The following is a 22,875-nucleotide window of genomic DNA, read 5'->3' on the forward strand; positions in this document are numbered from 1 at the left end:
ATTGTGAACAACAGGTTCAACCAGGAGGCCCCAAATGAAAAAGCCCGGATCACCTTTCCTGTCCTCTCAGATGCAGAAACTGCAGAGCGGTCGGGTTTCACGTCGCAGCTTCATGTCAAGCGCACTGGCTGCAGGCCTTGCCGTTCCAGCAGCATTGAGCCTATCCGGACAAGCACTTGCGCAGGTCCCCAAAAAAGGCGGAGCGATCAAATTTGGCTTTGGCAGCGGTTCGACCACCGACTCGTTAGATCCAGCAACCTATGAAGGTACGATCAACACCGCTGTCGCCTATCTGTTCGGCAACAACTTGGTCGAAGTAGATGCAAGCGGCAATTTGGTGCCCGAACTCGCGACCGAGTATTCCTCGGACGACGCGATCACTTGGGTATTCACCCTGCGTGAAGGGGTCGAGTTCCACAATGGCCAAATCCTTAGCCCTGCCGATGTCATCGCCACTATCGACCACCACCGTGGCGAGGGATCGAAATCTGCGGTGAACGGCTTGGTCGCCCAAATCAAATCAATGCGCGCCGATGGCAACAACGTGGTGTTCGAGCTGGAATCAGCCAATGCCGACTTCCCATACATCCTGTCGGACTATCACTTGGTCATAATGCCTTCGACCGATGGCAAATTGACCGACCCGCAATCCGGTATCGGCACCGGTGGCTATATCATTGAGGTGTACGAGCCGGGCGTGCGGGTAAAGGCGCGCCGCAACCCGAATTACTTCAAACAGGATCGGGCCCATTTCGATGAGGTCGAGTTCCTTACTATCATCGACCCGACTGCGCGCCAGACTGCGCTGATGAACGGATCAGTCCAGGCAATCGACCGGGTCGATCCCAAGACGGTCGCCCTGTTATCGCGGGCACCACATATCAACATCCTCGAGAAAACCTCGACCCTGCATTACACGATACCAATGCGGGTCGATGCCGCGCCCTTCGACAATTACGATCTGCGCATGGCGCTGAAGCTGGCAGTCAAACGCCAGGAACTGGTCGACAAGATCCTGCTGGGTCATGGCTCATTGGGCAACGATCATCCGATCTCGACCGCCAACCGCTATTTCGACGGCGATCTACCGCAACGCGAATTTGATGCTGAAAAGGCCACCTATCACTATAAGAAATCAGGCCATAGCGGCGCGCTGCAGCTGTCATCTTCAGACGCGGCATTTGCTGGCGCAGTAGATGCGGCTCAATTGATCGCCGCATCCGCGGCCGAAGCAGGTATTGAAATCGAAGTGGTTCGCGAACCCTCGGATGGCTACTGGTCGAATGTCTGGAACAAGAAACCCTGGTCATTCTCGTACTGGTCGGGCCGCCCGACCGAGGACTGGATGTTTGCATCGGCCTATACCAACGACACCGAATGGAACGAGACCGCCTGGCGCACAGGCGAAGCCGCCGATCGCTTCAACGCCATCGTGGTCGATGCCCGCGCAGAGCTGGACGACGCCAAACGCCGCACTCTGTATGCCGAGGCGCAGACTTTGGTTCATGATGATGGTGGTGCGATCGTTCCGATGTTCGCCAATCATATCATGGGTGTTGCCAAAACCGTCGCCCAGGGCGAGATCGCCGCGAATTGGGAAATGGATGGTGCCAAAGCCCCTGAACGCTGGTGGCTTGCCTGATCGAGCGCTCGCCGTCTGACGGCCCGTTTCGGCAGATTTCGGGCCTGCTACGCCGAAAGATGTCGCTTGCAGGCCTTTCTGTCGCAATCCAGCTTGCTGCGGCTATCTTGAAACTGCACATTTCGCCCATGACACAGACTGATATTCCGAATCCTACGGACCGCCGCGCAACCGGCTGTGATCTTGTGATCCTTGCATAAAGCAGGGCCTCGGACCTTTTGCTTTACGCTGCGATTACAGAAATTTCGGAAGACCTCATGACAACTCAAACGCTGCGCCTGGCCATCGATATTGGCGGCACCTTCACCGATACGGTCCTTGTCTCTGGCGAAGAGACAATCCTGGCCTCCACCAAGACCCTGACCACCCATCAGAACCCTGCCGACGGCGCCATGGAAGGGGCCGCGCGAGTAATGCAGCAATCGGGCCGGACGCTGGATCAGGTGACCGGCTTTATCCACGGCACCACCCTGGCGACCAATGCGCTGATCGAACGTCGCGGCGCGGTGGTGGCGACGGTGACCACCGAAGGCTTTCGCGACATCCTGGAAATCGCGTATGAGCGGCGTTATTCGCAATACGATATCAACCTCGAGAAGCCTGACCTGCTGGTGCCGCGCGAGCGTGCGCTGACCGTGCGCGAACGCATGTCGGCGGGTGGTCAGGTATTGATCGAGCTCGAAGACTCGACCATCGACGCACTGCTGGCCGATATCGACGCGAGCGGCGCAGAGGCCATAGCGATCTGCCTGATGCACGCCTACGCCAACCCCGCCCACGAACGCCGCCTGCGCGATGTGCTGGCTGAGAAGCGGCCCGGTCTGACCGTCTCGATCTCGTCCGAGGTCAGCCCCGAGGCGCGCGAGTTCGACCGGCTGTGCACCACCGTCGCCAACGCATATATCCAGCCGCTGATGCAGACCTATCTGACCCGTTTCGTCGACCGGTTCGAGGCCGAGGGCGTGACCTGTCCGATCCTGATGATGACGGCGGGCGGCGGCATGTGCACCGTGCGCACCGCCGCGCGTTTTCCGATCCGGCTGGTGGAATCCGGCCCCGCCGGAGGGGCCATTCTGGCCGCCCGCATCGCCGCCCGCACCGGGCTGGATCAGGTGCTGTCCTTTGACGTTGGCGGCACCACCGCTAAGCTGTGCCTGATCGACAAGGCCCGCCCGCAGACCTCGCGCCAGTTCGAGATCGCCCGCGCCGCGCGATTCATAAAGGGCTCGGGCATGCCAGTGCGCATCCCGGTGATCGAGATGATCGAGATCGGCGCGGGCGGTGGCTCCATCGCCGGGGTGGATCGGTTGGGACGCCTGATCGTGGGTCCGAAATCGGCGGGGTCTGAACCCGGACCCGTGGCCTTCATGCGCGGCGGCACCGAGCCCACGGTGACAGACAGTGACATTACGCTGGGCTACATCGTGCCCGACACATTTGCCGAGGGGCATATCAAGCTGGACCCCGAAGGCTCCAAACAGTCGCTGAGCCGGGTGATCGGGTCGAAACTAGATCTCGATGCCGTTGGCTCAGCCGACGGCGTCAGCCGCATCGTCGACGAAAGCATGGCCAGCGCGGGCCGGATGCACGCGGTGGAATCGGGCAAGGATCTTGGACCGCGCACGATGATTGCCTTTGGCGGCAACGGGCCGTTGCATGCCAGCCGGGTGGCACGATCCGCCGGGGTTAGCCGCATCGTAATCCCGCCCAATCCGGGCGTAGGTTCGGCGGTGGGCTTCCTGTTCGCACCCGTGTCTTTCGAAATCGTCCGTTCGCGTTATTCCTTGCTGAGCAGCATGGATATGGACGAAATCAACGCGCTGTTCGACACCATGATAGCCGAGGCCAAAGGCGTGGTCACTCAGGGTGCGGGCGATGCCCCAACCGAAATCCAACGCACGGCTTTCATGCGCTACAACGGTCAGGGCCACGAGATCGAGATCACCCTGCCCGACCGGCATCTGACGGCGGACGACATTGCACCGTTGACCACCGCATTCGAGAAAGAATATCGCAAGCAATTCTCGCGCCCGGTGCCGGGGATGCAAATCGAGATTCTCAACTGGGCGGTGCGCGTTGCAACCCGTGACAGCGCAGTGCCATCGGTGCCTGAAACACCTGCACTGGCCACGATCGCTGCGCCTGACACCCGCCCGATCACCTGCGATGTGGATGGCGCGATAAAACAGGCTGCCTTTGTGGCGCGGGCTGATCTGAATCCCGGCGACCATGTACGCGGCCCGGCGCTGATCCACGAGCCACAGACCACTACACTGGTCTCTGCCGATTTCTCGGCCCACGTGGATGCCATAGGAAACCTCGTCCTGGTTCAGGACCAGAAAGGAGGCGCATGATGACGACCGATCTTTCCCCCGCCCGCCTGCAAGTGATGTGGAACCGTCTGCTGGCGGTGGTCGAAGAACAAGGCCAGACCCTGATCCGCGCCGCCTTTTCGCCCATCGTGCGCGAATGCGGCGATATCTCTGCCGGGATTTTCGACGTCAACGGCCGGATGCTGGCACAGGCGGTGACCGGCACGCCGGGCCATATCAACACCATGGCCGAAGCGGTGCAGCATCTGCGCGCCGCCTTCCCGGTTCAGACCATGAAACCGGGCGATATCTACATGACCAACGATCCGTGGCTGGCCTCGGGGCATTTGAACGACTTCCTGTTGATGATGCCCGCGTTCAAGGATGGCAAGGTGGTGGGCTTTACCTCGTGCACCTCGCATCTAGTTGATCTGGGTGGTCTGGGCATGGGCCCCGAAGGCTCCGACATCTATGACGAGGGGCTGCTGATTCCGCCCTGCAAACTGGTCGAGGAAGGCACCCCAAACGCGCTGCTGCTGGACATCATCCGCGCGAACAGCCGCGAGCCCATCGCCAACGAGGGCGACATCTATGCCCTGATCGCCTGTTGCGAGGCCGGGGTGAACCGGCTGGTCAGTATGATGGAAGAGTTCGGCCTGACCGATCTGGATGCGCTGGGGTCCTACATCATCGACACTTCGCGCCGTGGCACGCTTGAGGCCATCGCCGAGGTGCCCAAAGGTATCTACAAAAACGTCCTGAAAATGGATGGCTATGAGAATGAGCTGGAGTTGCACGCAACCCTGACCGTCAGTAAATCGGGGATGCATGTGGATTTCACCGGCACCTCGGGTTGTTCGCGCAAGGGCATCAACGTGCCGCTGAACTATGCTACCGCCTATACGGTGTTTGCGCTGCGCTGCATCGTCGGCTCGGACATCCCCAACAATGCCGGATCGCTGGAGCCGTTCACCGTCGACGGCCCCAAGGGCTGCATCCTGAACGCACAGCGCCCGGTGCCGGTGGCGATGCGGCACACGCTGGGTCAGGTGACACCCGATCTGGTGCTGGGCTGTCTGCATCAGGCACTACCTGATGAAGTGCCCGCCGAGGGCGCAAGCTGCATGTTCGACCTGCCCATGCGCCACGCCCCCGAGGTGGCCCGCGATGGTGGGCGCGAATTCGCAGTGGAACCGGTACATAATGGCGGCACCGGCGCGCGGCCTCATGCGGACGGGCTGTCAGCCACCGCCTACCCCTCGGGCGTGTTCGGTTCGCAGGTGGAGATCACCGAAAGCGTCGCGCCCGTCACCATCTGGCGGCGCGAACTGCGTGCGGATTCCGGCGGCGCGGGCAAGTATCGCGGCGGGCTGGGGCAGCGGATCGAGATGACCTCGTCCAACGGTGCGCCCTTCATCGTGTTCCTGTCGGTCGAGCGGCTGAAATTCCCCGCCCTGGGCCGCATGGGCGGTCAGCCCGGCGCGCCGGGGCGCATCCGGTTCCGTGATGGCGACAGCGACATTCCCGGCAAGGGAGAGCTGCGGGTCGAAGGCGGCGATTATCTGATCTTCGACACTCCCGGTGGTGGCGGTTTCGGCGATCCGGGCGACCGCAACTCGGATGCGCTGGCGCTGGACCTCAAACGCGGTTTGGTCAGTGCCGAGGGGGCCAAAGCTTACGGAGGTGACACATGATCCGTCCGGTTTCTTATGTCGGCGCCATGGGCGCCTATGCGCTGGCCGATCTGGGTGCCGAAGGCACAATCTCGCTGGCGCAGAACGAAAGCGCCTTTCCGGCCAGTCCGTCCGCCGTGGCGGCCGGGCAGGCAGCGCTGGCTGATCTGACGCTCTACCCCGATCCCGAATGGCCCGACATGCGCGCGGCCATTGCCGGGGTACACGGGGTCGACCCGGCGCGGGTGCTGTGTGGCGCGGGCTCGATGGAGCTGATCGGCTGCCTGATCCGCGCCTTTGCCGGGCCCAGCGATCACGTGCTGGGCACGCAGTATGGCTATGCCTTCGTGGCCTCGGCCACGGCGCAGGCGCAGGCCAAATACGTCGCCGCGCCCGAGGTCGATCTGACCGTATCCGTCGACGCGGTTCTGGCCGCCGTCACCCCGGCGACCCGTATCGTGTTTGTCTGTAACCCGGGCAATCCCACCGGCACCCTGATCCCGAATGCCGACATCCTGCGCCTGCGCAACGCGCTACCCGGCGACGTGCTGCTGGTGGTCGATCAGGCCTATGCCGAGTTCGCCGACCAAGCCAACGATCCAGCAGAGATTTTCGCGCTGGCTGATCGGGGGGATACCGTGATCACCCGCACCTTCTCCAAGGCTTACGGGCTTGCCGGGGCGCGCGCCGGGTGGGGCTATTTCCCCACCGACATCGCCAGAGAGCTGCGCAAGCTGTTGAACCCCAACAACATCTCGATTGCCTCGCAGGCTGCGGCAGCGGCGGCGATGCGCGATCAGGCGCATATGCGGGACGTGGTCGCGAAAACGGCAACCATTCGCGATCGGTTCGCGGAGGACTGCCGCGATCTGGGGCTGATCGTGCCGGACAGCCACACCAATTTCGTGCTGATCCACTTTGCCTCGACCGAGCAGGCGCACCAGGCCGACGCTGCGCTACGGGCCGAGAAACTGCTGATGCGCGGTATGGGCGGCTATGGTCTGTCCGACTGCCTGCGCGCCACGATCTGCAACACACCGGTGATGGATCGCTGTCTGGCCGTTCTGAGAAAGGTAACGTCATGAGCCACGAAACGCGTACCCGGGCCAAGATCGGCGTTCTGGTGCCCTTCACCAACACCAACCTCGAGGCCGATATGGCCTTGATGCGCTGCCCGAACACCACCGTGCATTTCCAGCGCATGGGTGGTTATGATGTCGATGAAATCCCCGGTTCTGACCAGATGGCGGGGCTTGGGGCCTCGGACATCAGCCACGATTTGCGGATGATCTCGGGCGTGCGGCCAGATGTGGTGCTGTACGGCTGCACCTCGGCCACGCTGACCCATGGGCCGTCTTTCGACGCCGATCTGGCGCAGCAGATCAAGGCCGGATCGGGGGCGCAATCGCTGACTGCAGCCGGATCGCTGATCGCTGCCATTCAGGCGCTTGGGGTGACGAAAGTGGGCTTTTCCTCGCCCTATATGGGCGAGATCAACACGCAGGCGATGGATTACATGGCCGCAAACGACATCGAAACCGTGCGTTGCGCCGATGTTGGCCGCGAGCTGGGCAATTACGGACAGGGAGAGCTGACCCCGGACGAGGTTTACGACCTCGCCTGTGAGGCAGACCACCCGAACGCGCAAGCCGTCGTGCTCAGCTGCACCGACATGCGCGCAGTCGAGGCCATCGAGCAGATCGAGGACACGCTGGACAAGCCGGTAGTGACCTCAAATCAGGCGATGATGTTCTGCATGATGCGGGCGCTGGGTCTGCCACGCCACGAGGCGCTGCCGGGCCGGTTGTTCGATCTGCTGTAACCGAACCGGGGCAGCGGTCGCCCCCCCTGCCCCGATATTCCATCAGGGTTCGCCGCTGCCGATCTCTTCCTTGCGTTTGGCGATATAGGCATCCAGCTCCTCACGCACAGAGGGGTCCATCTCGGGCATCTGATACTCGCGTAGCGCCTGCTGCCAAACCTCGGTGGCGCGTTGCAGGGCGTCCTTGGCTCCGGCCGCCTCCCAGTTTTCATAGTTCTGCCAGTCGGACAGCATCGGTTTGTAGAACGCGGTCTCATAGCGTTCCATCGTGTGATCGACGCCAAAGAAATGGCCGCCAGTGGGCACCGATTTGATGGTGTCCAGGCCCAGTTCATCCGTGTCAAATTTCATCGGTTTGAGGAATTCCATCATGTTCTGGATGATCTCGATATCCATGACGAATTTCTCATAAGATGCGGTCAGCCCGCCCTCAAGCCAGCCGGCGGCATGATAGACGATATTGGCCCCTCCCAGAACCGCGCCCCATGTGGCCATCATCGTTTCGTATGCCGCCTGCAAATCCACCACGTTGGATGCATTTGCGTTCGATGTCCGGTATGGAATACCATAGCGCCGCGCCAGCTGCCCGCCGACAATATTCGCCTTGGCATTTTCCGGTGTGCCAAATGCCGGAGCCCCGGATTTCATGTCCACATTCGAGGTGAATGAGCCATACATGACAGGCGCTCCCGGGCTGACCAACTGCGTCAGCACCACACCGAACAGCGCCTCGGCGTTCTGTTGCGCCAGCGCGGCAGGTAGCGTGACCGGTGTCATTGCCCCCATCAGAGTGAATGGCGTGACCGTCACAGGTTGACCATACTCGGCCATCGCGATCAGGCCGTCACCCATGGCATCGTCGAACAGGCGTGGAGAGTTCACCGAAATGATTGTGATCACCCCCGGATCGCCGCGCATGTCCTCAGGTTTCTGACCGCGCGAAATCGCCATCATGTTGATGCCATCCATCGCCCGCCCGCGCCCGATAGCGGTGCAGTGAAAGCTCAGGTCGCTATAGCTCAGGTTGGCGTTGTAGGTGTCCAGATGGCGGTTGTTGGCGGGCATTTCGATCGGGGCCATCACCTGATTGCCGATCAGATGGATAGCGTTGAAGTGATGCGCCAACCGGATGAAGTTGCAATAGTCATCGTAATTACCCTGACGGCGGCCATTGATACAGTCATGTACGTTCGGCGGCCCGGCAACCAAACCAAAATTCACATGATCGCCGCCCAGCGTAATCTGTTTCGCGCGGTTGCGAGAGGTCAGCGTGAATTCCGAGGGCACCGTTTTCAACGCTTCGGCGACAATGGTTTCGTCCATACGGATGGTCTTGGTGTCGCGGTCTACGATGGCCCCCGCGCATTCGAAAATGTCCATAACATTGTCGCCCATCACCCGGATACCGGCCTCGGACAGAATGCGCATTGAGGTTGTATGCAGCTGATCCATCTGTTCAGGGTTTAACAGCTCGAATGGCGGATAGCTGTTGCGCACCTGTTGCCAGGGCAGCTGTTCGATCCCCACCGCCGCGCGCCCGGATTTGCCGCGTCGCCCGCCGCTGCGTCTGTCTCGTGCCATTGACCTAGTATCCCCGTTGTGGATTTACGATGTTGTTCAGCACCTCGCCCTTGCGATAGCGCATCAGGTTCTCGGAAAACATGCGGACCGATTTCAGATCCCAGCCGTCATAGACCGAGCTGCAGTGCGGTGTGACGATCACGTTGTCCAGTTCCCAGAACCTGTGCCCCTGAGGCAGCGGTTCGGTAACGAACACGTCCAGCGCCGCGCCTCTGATCCGGTTCTGTTCCAGCGCGGCCAGTAGAGGTGCTTCGTCAATTACCCCACCTCGCGAGACGTCGATTGTCACCGTCGTCGGTTTCATGGCGGCAAAAGCCTCCGCCCCGACCAGACCGCGCGTGCTGTCCAGCAGTGGTACGCAAACGACGATAAAGTCAGCGCGTGGCCAGAGATCAGGCAAAGCCTCCATCCCGTGTACCTCGTCCACGTTGGGGGTCGGTTTCGGGCGGGCCCGTACACCGATTGTGTTCAGCCCCATAGCTTTGGATCGTGCCGCAACAGCCTCTCCGGTTTTGCCAAGGCCGATGATCAGCACCGTCTTGCTGTCGATGGGCTCGACTTTGCCGCCGATCCAGTCCCGCCGCACCTGCGCGGCACGAAAGCCCGGGAAATCCAGCGTGAAATGCAGCATCGCCCCCAGCACATATTGTGCCATCATATCGGCGGCGACCCCGGCGGCATTTGTCACCGTTACCTCATCAGGGTTCCAAGGGTTCAGGTGATCGGTGCCCGAGCCGCCGACCGAAGCCCATTTGATTTGCGGGTTCTCGACCAGTGCTGCGCGTGGAAAGCCGGGGGTGCCCGCAAAGCGAACGGAATAGACAACCTCAGCCCCTGTATCCTCGATCAAACCCGTGAGCGCCTCGTAGCTGTCGCAGGTGTGGATCGGCAGATCGGGATGACCTTCAGCAAGAACGGCACGGGCAGCGTCGGGGTTATCGGTGTGCAAGATCACGGTGGGGGATTTCATGCGGGTACCTCCGGTTGGAACTCAGCGCTGGCAATGGCTACCGCGTTGGCGAAAAAAGCAGTGGCGGCGATGTCGAAAAGGACATCGAACCCCACACCTTTGCGTTCGTTGCGCCATGTGATTGCCTCGACATAGCCCACGCGGGTCTGGGCGATCTTTCCCACTGGAAAGGCACCGGGCGACAGGTCGACCGGGCAAATCTTGGCCAGCAGATCGAACAGGCGCGGGCCGGTCAGGTGCATCATGGCCCAGGTTTCCTCGCGCCAGGAATAATAGCCCTTTGGCGTGGCGGCGACCTGCCACCGGGCATACAGGTCGGCAGGTGCATCCAGTACCACCACCTCTTCCTGACCCAGACGCAGAAGGCCATCGGCGGTTTCGTTGACGTCTGGCACCTTCAGGCCCCGCGATTGCAAAAACGCCACGGTGCCTCGGCCCTTGAGGCCAAAACGCGGCGTATGGGTCAGGTCCTGCACGATAATCTGCCCGGAAACCAGTAGTGTGCCTTCAGCAGCGCCCTTTGGGTCAAGCGGATAGGTTCGCATCATCACACCTCCTGCCGTTTGTTTTCAGGATCAAAAAAGGTGTGGCCGCGCACAGTTGTAACGACGCGCTTGCCATTGCGGCACTTCACCGTGACCTGCGATCCTTGCGTAGCGTCATCGCCATGCACATATGCCAGCGCGATATGGGTGTTCAGCGTCGGCGACCACAGGACCGAGGTCACATGCCCCACCGGTACATCATTCCTCAGTACCAGACAGCTTTCCCCCGGTACATCTGGCCCGTCGAATGTCAGCCCGACCAGCTTGCGCGGCAGGCCTTGGTTTCGGCGCATCTCGGTTGAGCGCTTGCCCACGAAAAACGGCTTGGTCTTCGAGATCGCCCATTCGAACCCCAGCTCATCCGGCGAGGTCAGCGCGTCGGTGTCCTGACCAATCAGGATATGGCCTTTCTCCAACCGCAGAATCCGGCTGGCTTCCAGCCCGTAAGGGCGCAACTCGTGCGCGTGACCCGCCGCCATCACCGCATCCCACAGGGTGTGGGCATAGCTGGTGGGGCAGTGCAGCTCGTAGCTCAACTCGCCGGTGAACCCAATCCGCATGGCGCGCACCGGCACCCCGGCCACCATGCCGCTGCGCCCGTCGAGATAGGCAAATCCATCGCGCGAGAAATCGATGTCGCTGTCCAGCGCTTCGACCACGGAGCGCGCCTTGGGACCGGTAATGTTGAAGCCCGAGAAGGCCGAGGTGACGTTCAGCACATCCACATCCAACCGCCACTGCGCATTCCAGAACAACATATCCGAATAAACCCGCGCCACGGCCCCGGTGGTGGCGGTGACATAGAACAGATCCTCGGCCAGCCGATACGCCACGCCATCGTCGATCACCGTGCCCATTTCGTTTGTCATCAGGCAGTACCGGCAGCGGCCCACAGGCTGCTTTTTGTAGGCCATGGTGTAAATGCGGTTGAGGAATTCGCCCGCATCCGGGCCACGCACCTCGAGCCCGCCCAGAGTTGAAACATCCAGCACGCCGACCCCATTGCGCACCGCATGCACCTCTTCTTCGATGAGGCGCTTGGCGTCTTGTTTCGGGCCGTAGAAATAAGGCCGCCACCACGCTCCGACCGGGCGCATGTCCGCCCCCAACCGGATATGTTCGTGATGCAGCGCTGTGCGCCTGTCTGCCGGGTGATGATGACCGGACAGCACGCCCAGCGTTTCGGGGCCAAAGGGCGGACGGGCCGTAGTCACGCCGATCTCCCCGATGGTGCGGTCGGTCGCCTTGGCCACCACCCGGGCGGTGGCCAGCGCCGAGTGCCGCCCTTGTGACGGCCCCATACCAACTGTGGTAAAGCGCTTGATCAGCTCCAACTCGCGATAGCCTTCCTTAACCGCGTTTTGCAGGTCCTTGATTTGAATATCCTCGTCCCGGTCGACAAAATCCTTGCCCTTGGGATGCCCGGCGATTGCCGGTTCGAAATTCGTCAACGAAGCCTCTACATCTTCGACCTGCGCGATGTCGCGGGTTGGCAGCCCCAGACGAGTCAACGCCGTCTGTGCCGCGCGTTGCGCATCGGCCACCACCGCATCAGGCGCAAAGACCCCGGCAACACCCCCGACAATGCCCAGCGGAGCGTCTGGCAGAGACAGGGAAAACCGCGCCGCCGTTTCATTGTACCCAAGGTTCGCGCCAGCATGACAGGGCAGTTGCCACATTGGCGCATAGCCGACCGAAATTACCAACAGATCGCAATCTAGCCAGTCGCCTCCGACCTTTACGCCGGTAACATGGGTCTTGCCACGCGCCTCGCCCACGGCGCCGTGAATGACACGCGTTCCCCTTGTTGCCAGTTGCTGGCCAAGCTCACTGCCGCTGCCACCGGGGCGCGGATCAACCACAGCCGCCAGTTCTACGCCTGCGTCCAACAGATCCAGCGCCACCCGATAACCGTCGAGATTGGCGGCCAGTACCACCGCGCGCTTGCCCGGTTTCACACCATAGTGCCGCATAAGCCGTTGCGCGCCAGTGCCCAGCAAGATGCCCGGCAGGTCATTGTTTCGGAAGATCGCGGGCTGTTCGATGCAGCCGGTGGCCAGCAGAACCTCGCGCGCGCGCGTCTTGAACAGCTTGTTGCCCCGGATCAGCGGCAGCCAGTTGTCCTCGAACCAGCCGTTCACCACTGTATCGGTCATGATGCGAAGGTTCGGCAGACTTTGCACTTTCGCCAGTAGGTCGGACAGCCTGTCGACATCGCGGCCATAGGTCAGCGCGCCGCCCAATACCGGCTCCTGCTCGGCCAGGATGACGTCAGCCCCGGCTTCGGCGGCTTCGATGGCGGCGGTCAACCCGGCGAGCCCCGCGCCGACGACCAGCAGGTCACAAAACAGGTTGGCCATTTCGTAGTCTTCATTCGGTGCGTTGATATCCAGAACGCCCAGCCCAGCCTTCTTGCGGATCAGCGGCTCCCACAGTTTCAGCCAGCTATTGCGCGTCGGGCCCATGAAGGTACGATAATAGAACCCCACCGGCATGAATCGCCCCAGCTTGTCCATGAATGCGTCGCGGTCTCGCGACAGTGATCCGTTGACGTTCTGCGCCGTAACTTGCAGCCCTGCCGAAATCGGATGCCGGTCGGCCTGCACGTTCGGGTCCGAGGGCAGTTGCACCAGCGTATCGGCCTCGGTGCCCGCCATCGACATCGCACCGCGCGGTCGGTGGTATTTGAACGAGCGCGACAGCATCCACTTCCCCTTCCCGGCCAAAGCCGAGGCGATCACATCACCTTCGTATCCCTGAAATGCCTGCCCTTCAAAGCTGAACGATACCGGCGCATCTCGATTGATCCTGTTGCCCCAGGGTGCGGGAAGTCGGGCCATCACCTTTGCTCCAGCTCTGAGGGGTCAAAAGTGCGGATCACCTCGTTCGTGGTGGCGTTGCGCTCGGCCAGAAAGAAATAGTTCGAGGGCACGTGCCGCCACCATTCCACCAGCGTTCCGCGTGAATTGTCGGCGCGGAACAGGTGACGTGCCCAGTCCTGATCGCTGGTTGCATCCGGGTCGGGGTTGGCGCGCAGAGGGCCGAAGCTCTGGAATTCATTAATATTGCGGGGCCCGTTCATCGGGCAGATCAGGATCTTCATGTCAGTGGCTCGCGGCAGTTGCGCCCATTTCATTGAGCAGATCAAAGGTGGCGAAACGCTCCATTGTGAAGGGTTCGAGTATCGGCGCGACCTTCTGGTTGGCGATGGACTGCGCCATGTACTTGCCCGCCACCGGAGTGGCTTTGAACCCCCAAGTGCCCCAACCGCAATCTAGCCATAGGTTGGACAATGGGCTGGCACCCATGATGGGTGAGTAATCGGGCGTCATGTCGGTAATCCCGGCCCATTGTCGCAGCAGACGCACCCCGTGCAGGAACGGGAACAAATGTACCGCGCCTTCGGCCAGATGTTCTTTCATGTCCAGTGTCGAGCGGGTGGAATACAGCTGATAAGGGTCCGAGCCACCGCCGATCACGATCTCGCCTCGCGATGACTGCACCAGATAGGTGTGCAGGCTGACCGAACTGACCAGCGTGTACAGCCACGGTTTCAGCGGCTGCGTGACCATCGCCTGCAACGGATAGCAACGGATCGGCAATTCTACCCCGGCTTTCATCGCCATGTCGTAGTTCATGCCCCCGACAGCAATCATCACCTGCCCGGCACTGATATCACCGCGATTGGTGCGCACTTTTGTGATCTTGCCACCGGCAGTGTCGAACCCTTCAACCTCGGTACGTTGATGAATTTCCACCCCGCGCCTACTGGCTTGCGCTGCATAGCCCCAGGCCACCGCATCATGCCGCGCAGTGCCTCCATCGGCGTGCCACAAACCGCCGATGATTTCCAGCGGCCCGCCTTCATCCATATTCAGATGCGGGGACAGGTCCTTGACCGTCTGCGCATCAACGACCTCGATCCGGGTGCCCGCGTGTTTACCCATCTCGGCCCGCAGATGGAACGAGCGTAGCGTCGCCTCGGTATGGGCCAGCGTCAGTTGACCGCGCTGGCTGAACATGACGTTGAAATCCAGCTCTTCGCTCATCTTCCCGTAAAGCTGCACACCTTCCTTGTAGAACGCGATGCCCTCTTTGGTGATGTAGTTCGAGCGGATGGTAGTGGTGTTCCGCGCGGTGTTGCCGCCCGCCAGATAACCCTTTTCCAGCACAGCCACATTGGTGATGCCGTGATACTTTGATAGGTAGTGGGCACAGGCCAGTCCGTGGCCGCCACCACCTACGATGACCACATCGTAACTGGATTTAAGCTCTGGCGTGGCCGGAATGTCTCCGGTGACAGGGTAATCGGCGGATAGCCCGTATTTCAGCAGCCTTAGCGGCATTTTTGTTGTCCTGATTTCAGCGGTTGTCAGCGGCGTCATGAATCAGCGCGCCGAGATCCGAGAATTTGGCGTCCGGCGACTGCAACCCCAGAACCGCGTCGCGTATGGCGGCGGCACGGCTGACCCCCAGCGGTGGAGTGGCGAACTCCATGAACTTGGCAATCACTTCGTCACGGTCCATGGGTGCCTCGGGCCCGCCGCGCGCGTGGACGTCGCCCGACGCCAGTTCCCGCCCATCCGTCAAGGTCATGACGACATCAGCAACGCGGCTTTGAGGAAAGCGGTCGGAATGGCGCGCGGTCTCGGCCACCGAGATACGGTCGACAATCGCCGCGACCAGCGGATCGGAGAGGCCCGCGCCGGTGATATGCTCGACCCCGATACGGCCGTGCGCCACCATCGTCGCCACAGCGAAGGGCAGCGAATACTGCGCCTTCGAAGTGTCATCCGGCATACCCTGAAACAGGCAGGCACTTTCGTGGAAAGTGTTCACCTGAATCGCGGCAATGTCCTGATGAGACAAGCCATATTCACGCATAAGCGCCCTGGTGGCGTCGATCGCTGCATGGGCCCAACGACAGATCGGATAGGGCTTCACATATTGATGTTCCATCTGCCAGAAGCTGCCCAGATCCCGCCAGTGATGCGCGACCTCATCCGCCTCTATTGTGATCGCCGGCGCGCCGGTAAATCCCTTCTCGGCCAGCACTGCCGAGGATACACCCACCAGCGCGCCCCAGCCCGAGCCGTCATGCAGCATGGTGGGGTTGGCAATCTCGCGCATCATTTGACTGCGCGGCCCGTGATATTCGGCGATGCCCATGGCCTGCCGCATCTGTTCCGCGCTCAGCCCGCGCAGACGGGCGGCAACGGCCACAACTCCCAACGCGTTCCATGCGCCGGAAGTGTGGTAGTCGCTGACTGTGTCATGCAACGAAATCCCGGCGCGCCCGGCGATTTCGTATCCAATAGTTACGGTCGCCAACGCCTCGGGGCCGGAAAAATCCGCGACCGTTTCCGCCAAAGCCGCCAGAGCCGGCACAACGGCAACACCGATATGGCCCTTGGTGGGGTTATAGCCGTCATGGCCATCCAGATTATCGGTCTGAGTCGCAGCGGCATAAGCCGCGCCGGCAACGCTAACCTTGCGGCCATCGAACAGCATCCGTGCGCTGAGGCCCGGATCGCCCGCACCGTAAAGCGCCACTGCGCTGTCACGCGCGATCTGACCGGCCTGCATCGGTCCGGACCCGATGGTGATCCCCATCGTGTCCAGCAGCATCAGTGCCGCCGCTTCGAGCGCGCTGTCGGGGAAATCCTGCACCCTTCGATTTAGCGCAAACTTTGCGATAGTTTGAAATGTGTTGGTCACGATGCCCTACAGATGAGGTTTCGGGTTCGGCCAAAACCTAAGTGTGTTTGCCCATCGCAGCACGAAAACAATACGAGGGCAATGGCCCCGGAAAATTTGTAGCTTTGGCTCCGCTCCATTGTAGCATATGAACCAGATCAATTCCCGCCGCGAAACAGGATTCCCGGCGCACCACCCATCCGCCCGCCCAGGAAAATGTCGCCATGATGAACCTGCCCCACCTGATCTTCCTGCGCTCCTTCGAGGCCGCCGCCCGGTACCTCAGCTTTACCAGCGCGGCAGATGAGCTGAACTGCACCCAATCCGCCGTCAGCAACCATGTGCGTTCGCTCGAAGAGTTTTTGCAGCGGCCTCTGTTCGTGCGCCATGCCCGGTCATTGTCGCTGACCGACGTGGGCGAGGCGTATCTGCCTTCAGTGCGGCATGCTCTGCATGAGATTGACGTGGCCACACAATCGGTCATCCAGCGGTCACACACCCGCAAAGTCGTCGTGTCTTGCCCGGTCAGCCTGGCCGAGAATTGGCTACCGGACGTAATCCGGGGCTTTAGCGACCAGCACCCGGATATCGACCTGACGGTACACGGCACCGTCTGGATTGATGTCGAGCCGAACGTCTCGGACATTTCGATAACGGTCAATCATATTGACGATGTGACGGTGGGCGCACGGCAGCTGTGGGCCGAAAAGCTTGCGGTCGTGTGTGCACCCGAATTCACAGTCAATGGCGCGCAGCTAACCGATCCGGCACAACTGCAAGAGGCACCTCTGATCCATATTCTGGGTCGTCCAGCTTATTGGGAACGGGTCGCACGTCATTTTGATCTGGCAGACCTGAACCAGAAGGAAGGGCTGCGGACCAACGCTTCAAATCTGGCAATGGAGATGGCGGCGAAGTCGTTGGGCTGCGTCGCCCTACCCCGCTCTCTGGCCGGGTCTTATGTGGACCGGGGGCTGCTGATCGAACCGTTCGAATTCGATTTGGACAGCCCCTGGGCCTATTTCGTGCGTCTCAAGGAAAAACCCGTTTCACCGTCGGTCAGGCTGTTTCAGGACTGGCTACTAAACGCCGCCGCCAGCATGAACCGCTGACCTGCAACGGGGCTGCTCAGGCAGCCCCTTCCAGTGCCGGTTTAACATCGCGCAGGCGGTTTCCATCCGGATCAAAGGGAGGCTCGGACAGGATTTTCGCTTTATGGGGCTTGCCAAGGATGAACACTTCGACCGTATCACCAGGTTGTGCGACCTCAGGGTTTAAATAGCCAAGCGCTAGCGATTTGCCGACCGAATAGCCGTATGCACCGGATGTCACGCGGCCAACCGGGGTACCATCCGGGGTAAAAATCGGCTCACCGCCGGTAGCGTCGGCATCCTCGGAGACTTCGACCTCGAAGATTGACAGCACTTCGCGCGCGGCGTTGTCCTTGACCGACAGATACGCATCCTTGTGCAGGAAATCCTTGTCTAGCTTGATCAGGCCCGCCAGCCCGACCTCTTGCGGCCAGTATTCCTGCGAATACTCACGGCCCCAAGAGCCATAACCTTTTTCGATCCGCAACGACCCCAGCGCGCGGCCGCCAACGGGGCCGCCATCCAGCAGCTTGGCCGCATCCAGAAGCGCAGCGTACAGGCGGGTCTGATCTTCTTCGGCGCAGTGCAACTCCCACCCTAGATCGCCGGTAAAGCTGACGCGGATGGCCAGACAGGTGACACCTGCAACCTCGATTGTGGCCGAGCGCATAAAGCGGAACGCCTCGTTCGACAGGTCTGCATTGGTCAGCCGCTGCAGCAGGTCACGCGCTTTCGGACCGGCGACGTTGAACCCGGCTATGCGGTCGGTGGCGACTTCGAGGGTTGTGTCCTTTGGCAGGTCGATCATGTTGAAAAAGCGTTGATGATAGCGCTCGGCCATGCCCGATCCGATCATCATGTATTCGTCATCGGCCACCTTGGTTATGGTGAAATCGCCAGCCACGCCGCCACGCACAGAGATCAGCGGCGTCAGGCAAGACCGCCCGATCACGGTGGGTACGCGGTTGGCGACCAAGCGATCCAGCCAATCTTGCGCACCGGGTCCTTTGATGATGTAGTTCGCAAAATTCGATATGTCGATGACGCCCACATTCTCCCGCAGCATCTGTACCTCACGTCCCACCGGCTCCCACCAGTTCTGGCGTGTGAAGCCGTTGGTTTCCTGCACGCCGGGCTGATCGGCGAACCATAGGGGATGCTCCCAGCCGCAGTTCAGACCAAAGACACAGCCCATGTCTTTCTGCATTTCAAAGGCAGGGCGGACTCGGGCGGGGCGACCTGCACTACGCTCCTCGTTCGGGAAGTGGATGGCAAAACGGTGGGTATACTGGTCCTCAACCCGTGCCTTGGTGAATTTTTTGTCGGCCCAGTCGCCGAAGCGGGCCAGATCCCATGCAAACATGTCGTATTGCGGCTCGCCCTCGATCATCCACTGCGCCGCCAGCAGGCCCAAACCACCCGATTGCGAGAAACCCGGGATCAGTCCGCCGCAGAGGAAATAGTTCTTCAGTTCGGGCACCGGACCCCACAAGGCGCTGGAGTCCGGAGACCAGATCATCGGCCCGTTGATCACCCGTTTGACCCCTGCGGTGGCGGCAACTGGCACACGTTCGGTAGCGCGGATCACGTTTTCCATGATCCGATCCAAATCGTCGGGGAACAGGTCATGAGCAAAGTCCAGCGGCGTACCGTCCTCGGCCCAGAACTTCATGTCCTTCTCATAGGCCCCGATCAGCAATCCGTTGCCTTCCTGACGGAAATAGTACTCGCCATCCCGGTCTGCAATTGACGGAAGGCGACGGCCCAGATTGGCAACTTCTTCGATGGATTCAGTCACGAAGTACTGGTGCTCGGTCGGTTGCAACGGCAGAGTCAGCCCCGCCAGCGCCGCAACTTCGCGGCCCCAAAGACCAGCGGCATTCACCACCCATTGCGTGTGAATATCGCCCTTTGCGGTACGCACGATCCAAGACCCGTCGGGTTGCTGATCCGTACCTAGTACCGGACAGAACCGTTCTATGGTTGCTCCCATGGCGCGGGCACCGGCAGCATAGGCGTGGGGCACGCCCGAGGGATCCACATTGCCGCCATCGGGTTCATACATGATGCAGCGGATATCGTCGAACTGCGCCAGCGGGTGCAGTTCCTTGGCCTGCTCGCGACTGACCTCGTGGAAGTTCAAACCATAAAATTTAGCCTTGGCTTCCTGCAGGCGCAGCTGATGCTCGCGTTCTTCGGTTTGCGCCAAATAGAGCGAACCGGGCTGGAACACGCCGCAGCTTTGACCGGTTTCCTGTTCCAGTTCTTTATACAGATTCATCGTATAGTGCTGGATGCGGGTGATATTGTTGTTGTCATGCAGCCCATGAATGTTAGCCGCCGCGTGCCAGGTCGAGCCGCTGGTCAGTTCGTCCCGCTCTAGCAGGACCACATCGGTCCAACCCAACTTGGCGAGATGATACAGAATTGAACAGCCGGCTAGGCCGCCGCCGATTACAACCGCTTGCGCATGCGTTTTCATGTGCTTCCCCTCTCAAATGCCTCAGGCGGCGATGGTTTTCATTGCACCCAGAAACTGGGCCACTTCGGCGACGCTGTTGTAGTGGCACATCGAAACACGCACGCAGCTGTCCATGCCAAGCGGTGTCAAGATGTTGCCCGAGTAGTGATCGGCCTTGCGCAAATGCGTACGGATGCCTTGTTCGTTCAGTTGCTTGACCACATCGACCGACGGCACGCCCTCGACCTGCAGTGACACCAGCCCCTCGCGTGCTGGGTTATCGACACCGCCCAGAATGGTCACCTTCTCCATCTCGGCCAGCCCGGGCAGGTTGCCGGTTCCGCGGATCATCGCATCAGTCAACGCTTTTTCCTGCTCATGGATCGCCTCTCCGGCAGCGACGAATTTTGCGCGCCGGTCGGTGGCGTCGCTGACCTGTGCGCCCAGCCATTCGAAATAGCTGATTACGTCAGACATTGTAGCGTAAGAGCCGGTATCACGCGTCCCCATTTCCCAATTGTCGGCGGGGCCGTCGATCAAGCTGTTATGTGGCAGCTTGGTCAGCCGGTCAGAAATCCAGGCCACCCCGTAACCATGGCGCGAGAACACCTTGTAAGGCGAGATCACATAGCCATCGACATCATAGGCGGTCAGGTCGATCCGGCCATGCGCGGCGTGCTGGATACCGTCGATTATGATGAAGCAATTGGGCGCAACGGCGCGGATCTCGGCAGCCACAGCCGCTACATCCACGCCCATACCGGTCACCGGCGAGGTGTGCACGATAGTCGCAACCTTTGTGTCCGGCGTTACCTGCGCCGCATAAGCATCTGCGGTGACGGTGCCTGTGGCGTCGTCATGGACCACCAGAACATGATCTTGCCCGGCCACCCCGGCCCAACGCGCGCAAGCGCTTCGGGTCGCGGGATGTTCCAGCGTTGTGCCAAGCACCCGACCGGTGCCTGTGCCCAGACAGGCGTTCATTATCAAACGAAACAGCAGCTCGGTCCCGCTTTCGCCGACAAAGAACTGGCCACCGGGGGCGTTCATGAACACGGCCATATCTTCTTTGGCCTTGTTGATTACCCGCACCAGTTCGTGACTTCCCGGGTTGTCGCGGCCCTGATTGTCAGGGATCGCAGCATAAGCCTGCGAGGTGCCCACAACCGAATTCAGCGTCAGCGCGCCACCCGCGTTTTCAAAGAAAATACGCGGTCCCTGCTGCGGGCAGTGGTCGACCTGCGCAAATCGGGCACGGATTTGTTCAAGCAATTCTGGAGTGATCTTAGTCATCGGGAACCATTCCTGCGAAAATGTCATTCTGGCAAGATATATGCGCCCTTTTGCAAAACTACTCACAAAAAAACTTGGGGCATTGTGGGTGGAAATTGAGACCATCGAGCCAAGAGAACTCAGCCACAAGAACAATGTGGTTCGCGAATTTCAGATTCGTCGGCCCGATCACACCCTCACGCATGCCTTCGCTCGGTTGAGAAACCGCTGGTCAGGCCGACGGTTTGTAACCTGAGCGTTGTTCTAGAGACATCGCTTTGCAGGACGGTGTTGAGAGAGTGACGATCCAACCTCATTGGCGCAGCCTGTACCGCCATCACAAACCAGACATCGTAGAAGCGGGCATGCATCCTGCATTCCAGATATTCCCATATCGGCAGGGGTATTTAGATTGATAGCGAATCATGCATTTGTTTACAGCAGTTTGGGATTTCGTCACGCCTTTCAGACCTGACTAATCGCCATTGTAAGAGATCACGAACTTGCCTTCGACGCGGCGATACCGCGAACCACTCCCGCGCTGGTGGCGCATTCGTCGATGGTCAATAGCTTGTAACATATTGGTGTATAGAGCTTGCTGATTGAAAGCTGAAAAGTTAATCGTCTGCGACAGGTTAGCTTATGTCCAGACTTCGAGTATTAAATCAATTTGCCAAAATTTCTGCTAATTAGGCTTAAACCCATCATCGACGCACCAAGGACATGCGCAGAGCAGCGACAGACCGGTGTTGCGACCCAAACGCCGTTGCCCCGCAAAAACTGACATAATTCACCTGAACGATGAACATTGGTTGTCCGGCCCACCAAAAAGGCAGGCCGGACAGTGTTAATAAGTACTTTTAGTCGTACAGAACGGCCGAGATCTTCGGGTCGTCAATATTCGAGGCATCGTAGTAGTAGAAGCCTGTGTCGATCAGACCTGGAACCTCTTCCCCATTCAGAGCCGCAACCGCTGCTTTCACAGTCTCATAGCCGATGCCCACAGGGTTTTGCGTGATCGCACCCGCCATCAGACCGCTCTTGATTGCGTCTTTCTGGGCCTTGCCACTATCATAACCGATGATCACCAAACCCTCGGTGCCCAGCTCCTGAACACCGTTTACAACACCAATAGCTGAGCCTTCGTTGGTGCCAAAGATACCATTTAGATCAGGGTTAGCAGTCAGGATCGCCTTGGTGACTTCGGTCGATTTCAGGTGGTCGCCCTGGCCGTACTGAACCGTGACAACTTCAATATCCGGATACTTCTCAGCCATGCGATTGACGAAACCGTCGCGACGATCAATACCTGTGCGGCTTGTCTGGTCATGGGCGACAACAGCAACCTTCCCTTTGCCCCCGATTTTTTCAGCCATCTTGTCTGCTGCCAACCCTGCTGCCGCCAGGTTGTCCGTTGTCGCGGTTGAAAGCGGAATATCGCTATCAACACCACTGTCGAAGGCGATAATCGGAATGCCCTTTTTGTTGGCCTGTTTCAAAAGCGGGATAGCAGCCTGGCTGTCCAGCGCGGCAAAACCGATTGCCTTTGGATTATTGGCCAGAGCGGCAGCCAGCATGTCGATCTGACGGTCCACCATAGTCTCATTGTCCGGGCCTTCGAATGTGATGGTGACATCAAATTCGTCAGCCGCCTGCTCCGCACCCGACTTCACGGCCTGCCAGAACTGATGCTGGAAGCCTTTGGATACCAGCGGGATGTAGATCTCTTCGGCTGCCGCCATCGAGGCGGGTCCTGCCAGGGTGGCTGCACTCAGCGCACCCAGAATGAAACGACGTGATAACATGTTT

At 60.2% G+C, this 22,875-nt stretch carries 16 protein-coding genes; 6 read left to right on the top strand and 10 right to left on the bottom strand.

All coding sequences use genetic code 11. From position 1 onward, the window contains the following. Positions 1 to 34: 34 nt before the first annotated feature. From ACR0DK_RS06610 to ACR0DK_RS06630, 5 genes are all read left to right on the top strand, one after another. Complete coding sequence (locus tag ACR0DK_RS06610; RefSeq protein ID WP_480735302.1) at positions 35 to 1,642, top strand: ABC transporter substrate-binding protein; 1,608 nt, start codon at positions 35 to 37, stop codon at positions 1,640 to 1,642. Positions 1,643 to 1,899: 257 nt separating this feature from the next. Further along, complete coding sequence (locus tag ACR0DK_RS06615) at positions 1,900 to 3,996, top strand: hydantoinase/oxoprolinase family protein (protein ID WP_480735304.1); 2,097 nt, start codon at positions 1,900 to 1,902, stop codon at positions 3,994 to 3,996. Then, positions 3,996 to 5,648, top strand: a complete 1,653-nt coding sequence (locus ACR0DK_RS06620; RefSeq protein WP_480614178.1) for a hydantoinase B/oxoprolinase family protein — start codon at positions 3,996 to 3,998, stop codon at positions 5,646 to 5,648. The genes ACR0DK_RS06615 and ACR0DK_RS06620 overlap by 1 nt, the downstream gene beginning before the upstream one ends. Further along, on the top strand, positions 5,645 to 6,712 hold the full coding sequence (locus tag ACR0DK_RS06625) for a pyridoxal phosphate-dependent aminotransferase (RefSeq protein WP_480735306.1): 1,068 nt from the start codon (positions 5,645 to 5,647) through the stop codon (positions 6,710 to 6,712). Before ACR0DK_RS06620 ends, ACR0DK_RS06625 begins: the two co-directional genes overlap by 4 nt. After that, complete coding sequence (locus ACR0DK_RS06630) at positions 6,709 to 7,449, top strand: maleate cis-trans isomerase family protein (RefSeq protein ID WP_480735309.1); 741 nt, start codon at positions 6,709 to 6,711, stop codon at positions 7,447 to 7,449. Before ACR0DK_RS06625 ends, ACR0DK_RS06630 begins: the two co-directional genes overlap by 4 nt. Positions 7,450 to 7,491: 42 nt before the next feature. Here the strand turns inward: ACR0DK_RS06630 and ACR0DK_RS06635 are convergent, their stop codons facing one another. The 7 genes from ACR0DK_RS06635 to ACR0DK_RS06665 are packed head-to-tail and all read right to left on the bottom strand — an operon-like array spanning position 7,492 to position 16,263. Further along, complete coding sequence (locus ACR0DK_RS06635) at positions 7,492 to 9,030, bottom strand: trimethylamine methyltransferase family protein (protein WP_480735311.1); 1,539 nt, start codon at positions 9,028 to 9,030, stop codon at positions 7,492 to 7,494. 4 nt (positions 9,031 to 9,034) lie between these two features. Beyond that, positions 9,035 to 10,000 (bottom strand): D-2-hydroxyacid dehydrogenase, encoded by a 966-nt coding sequence (locus ACR0DK_RS06640; protein ID WP_223118563.1) that lies wholly within the window; start codon positions 9,998 to 10,000, stop codon positions 9,035 to 9,037. Beyond that, positions 9,997 to 10,545: a hypothetical protein gene (locus ACR0DK_RS06645; protein WP_480735314.1), complete on the bottom strand. Its 549-nt coding sequence runs from the start codon at positions 10,543 to 10,545 to the stop codon at positions 9,997 to 9,999. Before ACR0DK_RS06645 ends, ACR0DK_RS06640 begins: the two co-directional genes overlap by 4 nt. Before the next feature lie 2 nt (positions 10,546 to 10,547). Continuing rightward, the gene (locus ACR0DK_RS06650; RefSeq protein ID WP_480735316.1) at positions 10,548 to 13,385 is read right to left on the bottom strand and encodes a 2Fe-2S iron-sulfur cluster-binding protein; all 2,838 of its coding nucleotides are present in this window, start codon (positions 13,383 to 13,385) and stop codon (positions 10,548 to 10,550) included. After that, entirely contained in the window at positions 13,385 to 13,648 is a 264-nt protein-coding gene (locus tag ACR0DK_RS06655; RefSeq protein WP_170407402.1) for a sarcosine oxidase subunit delta, read from the bottom strand. The genes ACR0DK_RS06650 and ACR0DK_RS06655 overlap by 1 nt, the downstream gene beginning before the upstream one ends. 1 nt (position 13,649) lies before the next feature. Beyond that, positions 13,650 to 14,891: an FAD-dependent oxidoreductase gene (locus tag ACR0DK_RS06660; protein WP_223118559.1), complete on the bottom strand. Its 1,242-nt coding sequence runs from the start codon at positions 14,889 to 14,891 to the stop codon at positions 13,650 to 13,652. A 16-nt stretch (positions 14,892 to 14,907) separates the two neighbouring features. Further along, positions 14,908 to 16,263: an MmgE/PrpD family protein gene (locus ACR0DK_RS06665; protein WP_480735318.1), complete on the bottom strand. Its 1,356-nt coding sequence runs from the start codon at positions 16,261 to 16,263 to the stop codon at positions 14,908 to 14,910. 203 nt (positions 16,264 to 16,466) lie between these two features. On the opposite strand from ACR0DK_RS06665, the gene ACR0DK_RS06670 reads away from it, so the two are divergent. After that, a complete protein-coding gene (locus ACR0DK_RS06670) occupies positions 16,467 to 17,354 on the top strand; it encodes a LysR substrate-binding domain-containing protein (RefSeq protein ID WP_170423129.1) in 888 nt (295 codons plus the stop codon). A gap of 16 nt (positions 17,355 to 17,370) precedes the next feature. On the opposite strand, the gene ACR0DK_RS06675 is transcribed toward ACR0DK_RS06670, so the two are convergent. From ACR0DK_RS06675 to ACR0DK_RS06685, 3 genes are all read right to left on the bottom strand, one after another. Next, complete coding sequence (locus tag ACR0DK_RS06675) at positions 17,371 to 19,815, bottom strand: GcvT family protein (protein ID WP_480735321.1); 2,445 nt, start codon at positions 19,813 to 19,815, stop codon at positions 17,371 to 17,373. Positions 19,816 to 19,836: 21 nt separating this feature from the next. Continuing rightward, positions 19,837 to 21,087 carry an aminotransferase class V-fold PLP-dependent enzyme gene (locus ACR0DK_RS06680; protein ID WP_170407417.1) on the bottom strand — a complete coding sequence of 417 codons (1,251 nt, stop codon included), beginning with the start codon at positions 21,085 to 21,087 and terminating at the stop codon, positions 19,837 to 19,839. Positions 21,088 to 21,926: 839 nt separating this feature from the next. Then, complete coding sequence (locus ACR0DK_RS06685; protein ID WP_170423123.1) at positions 21,927 to 22,871, bottom strand: ABC transporter substrate-binding protein; 945 nt, start codon at positions 22,869 to 22,871, stop codon at positions 21,927 to 21,929. Positions 22,872 to 22,875 lie beyond the last annotated feature (4 nt).

Source organism: Ruegeria sp. CE6 (assembly GCF_056537485.1).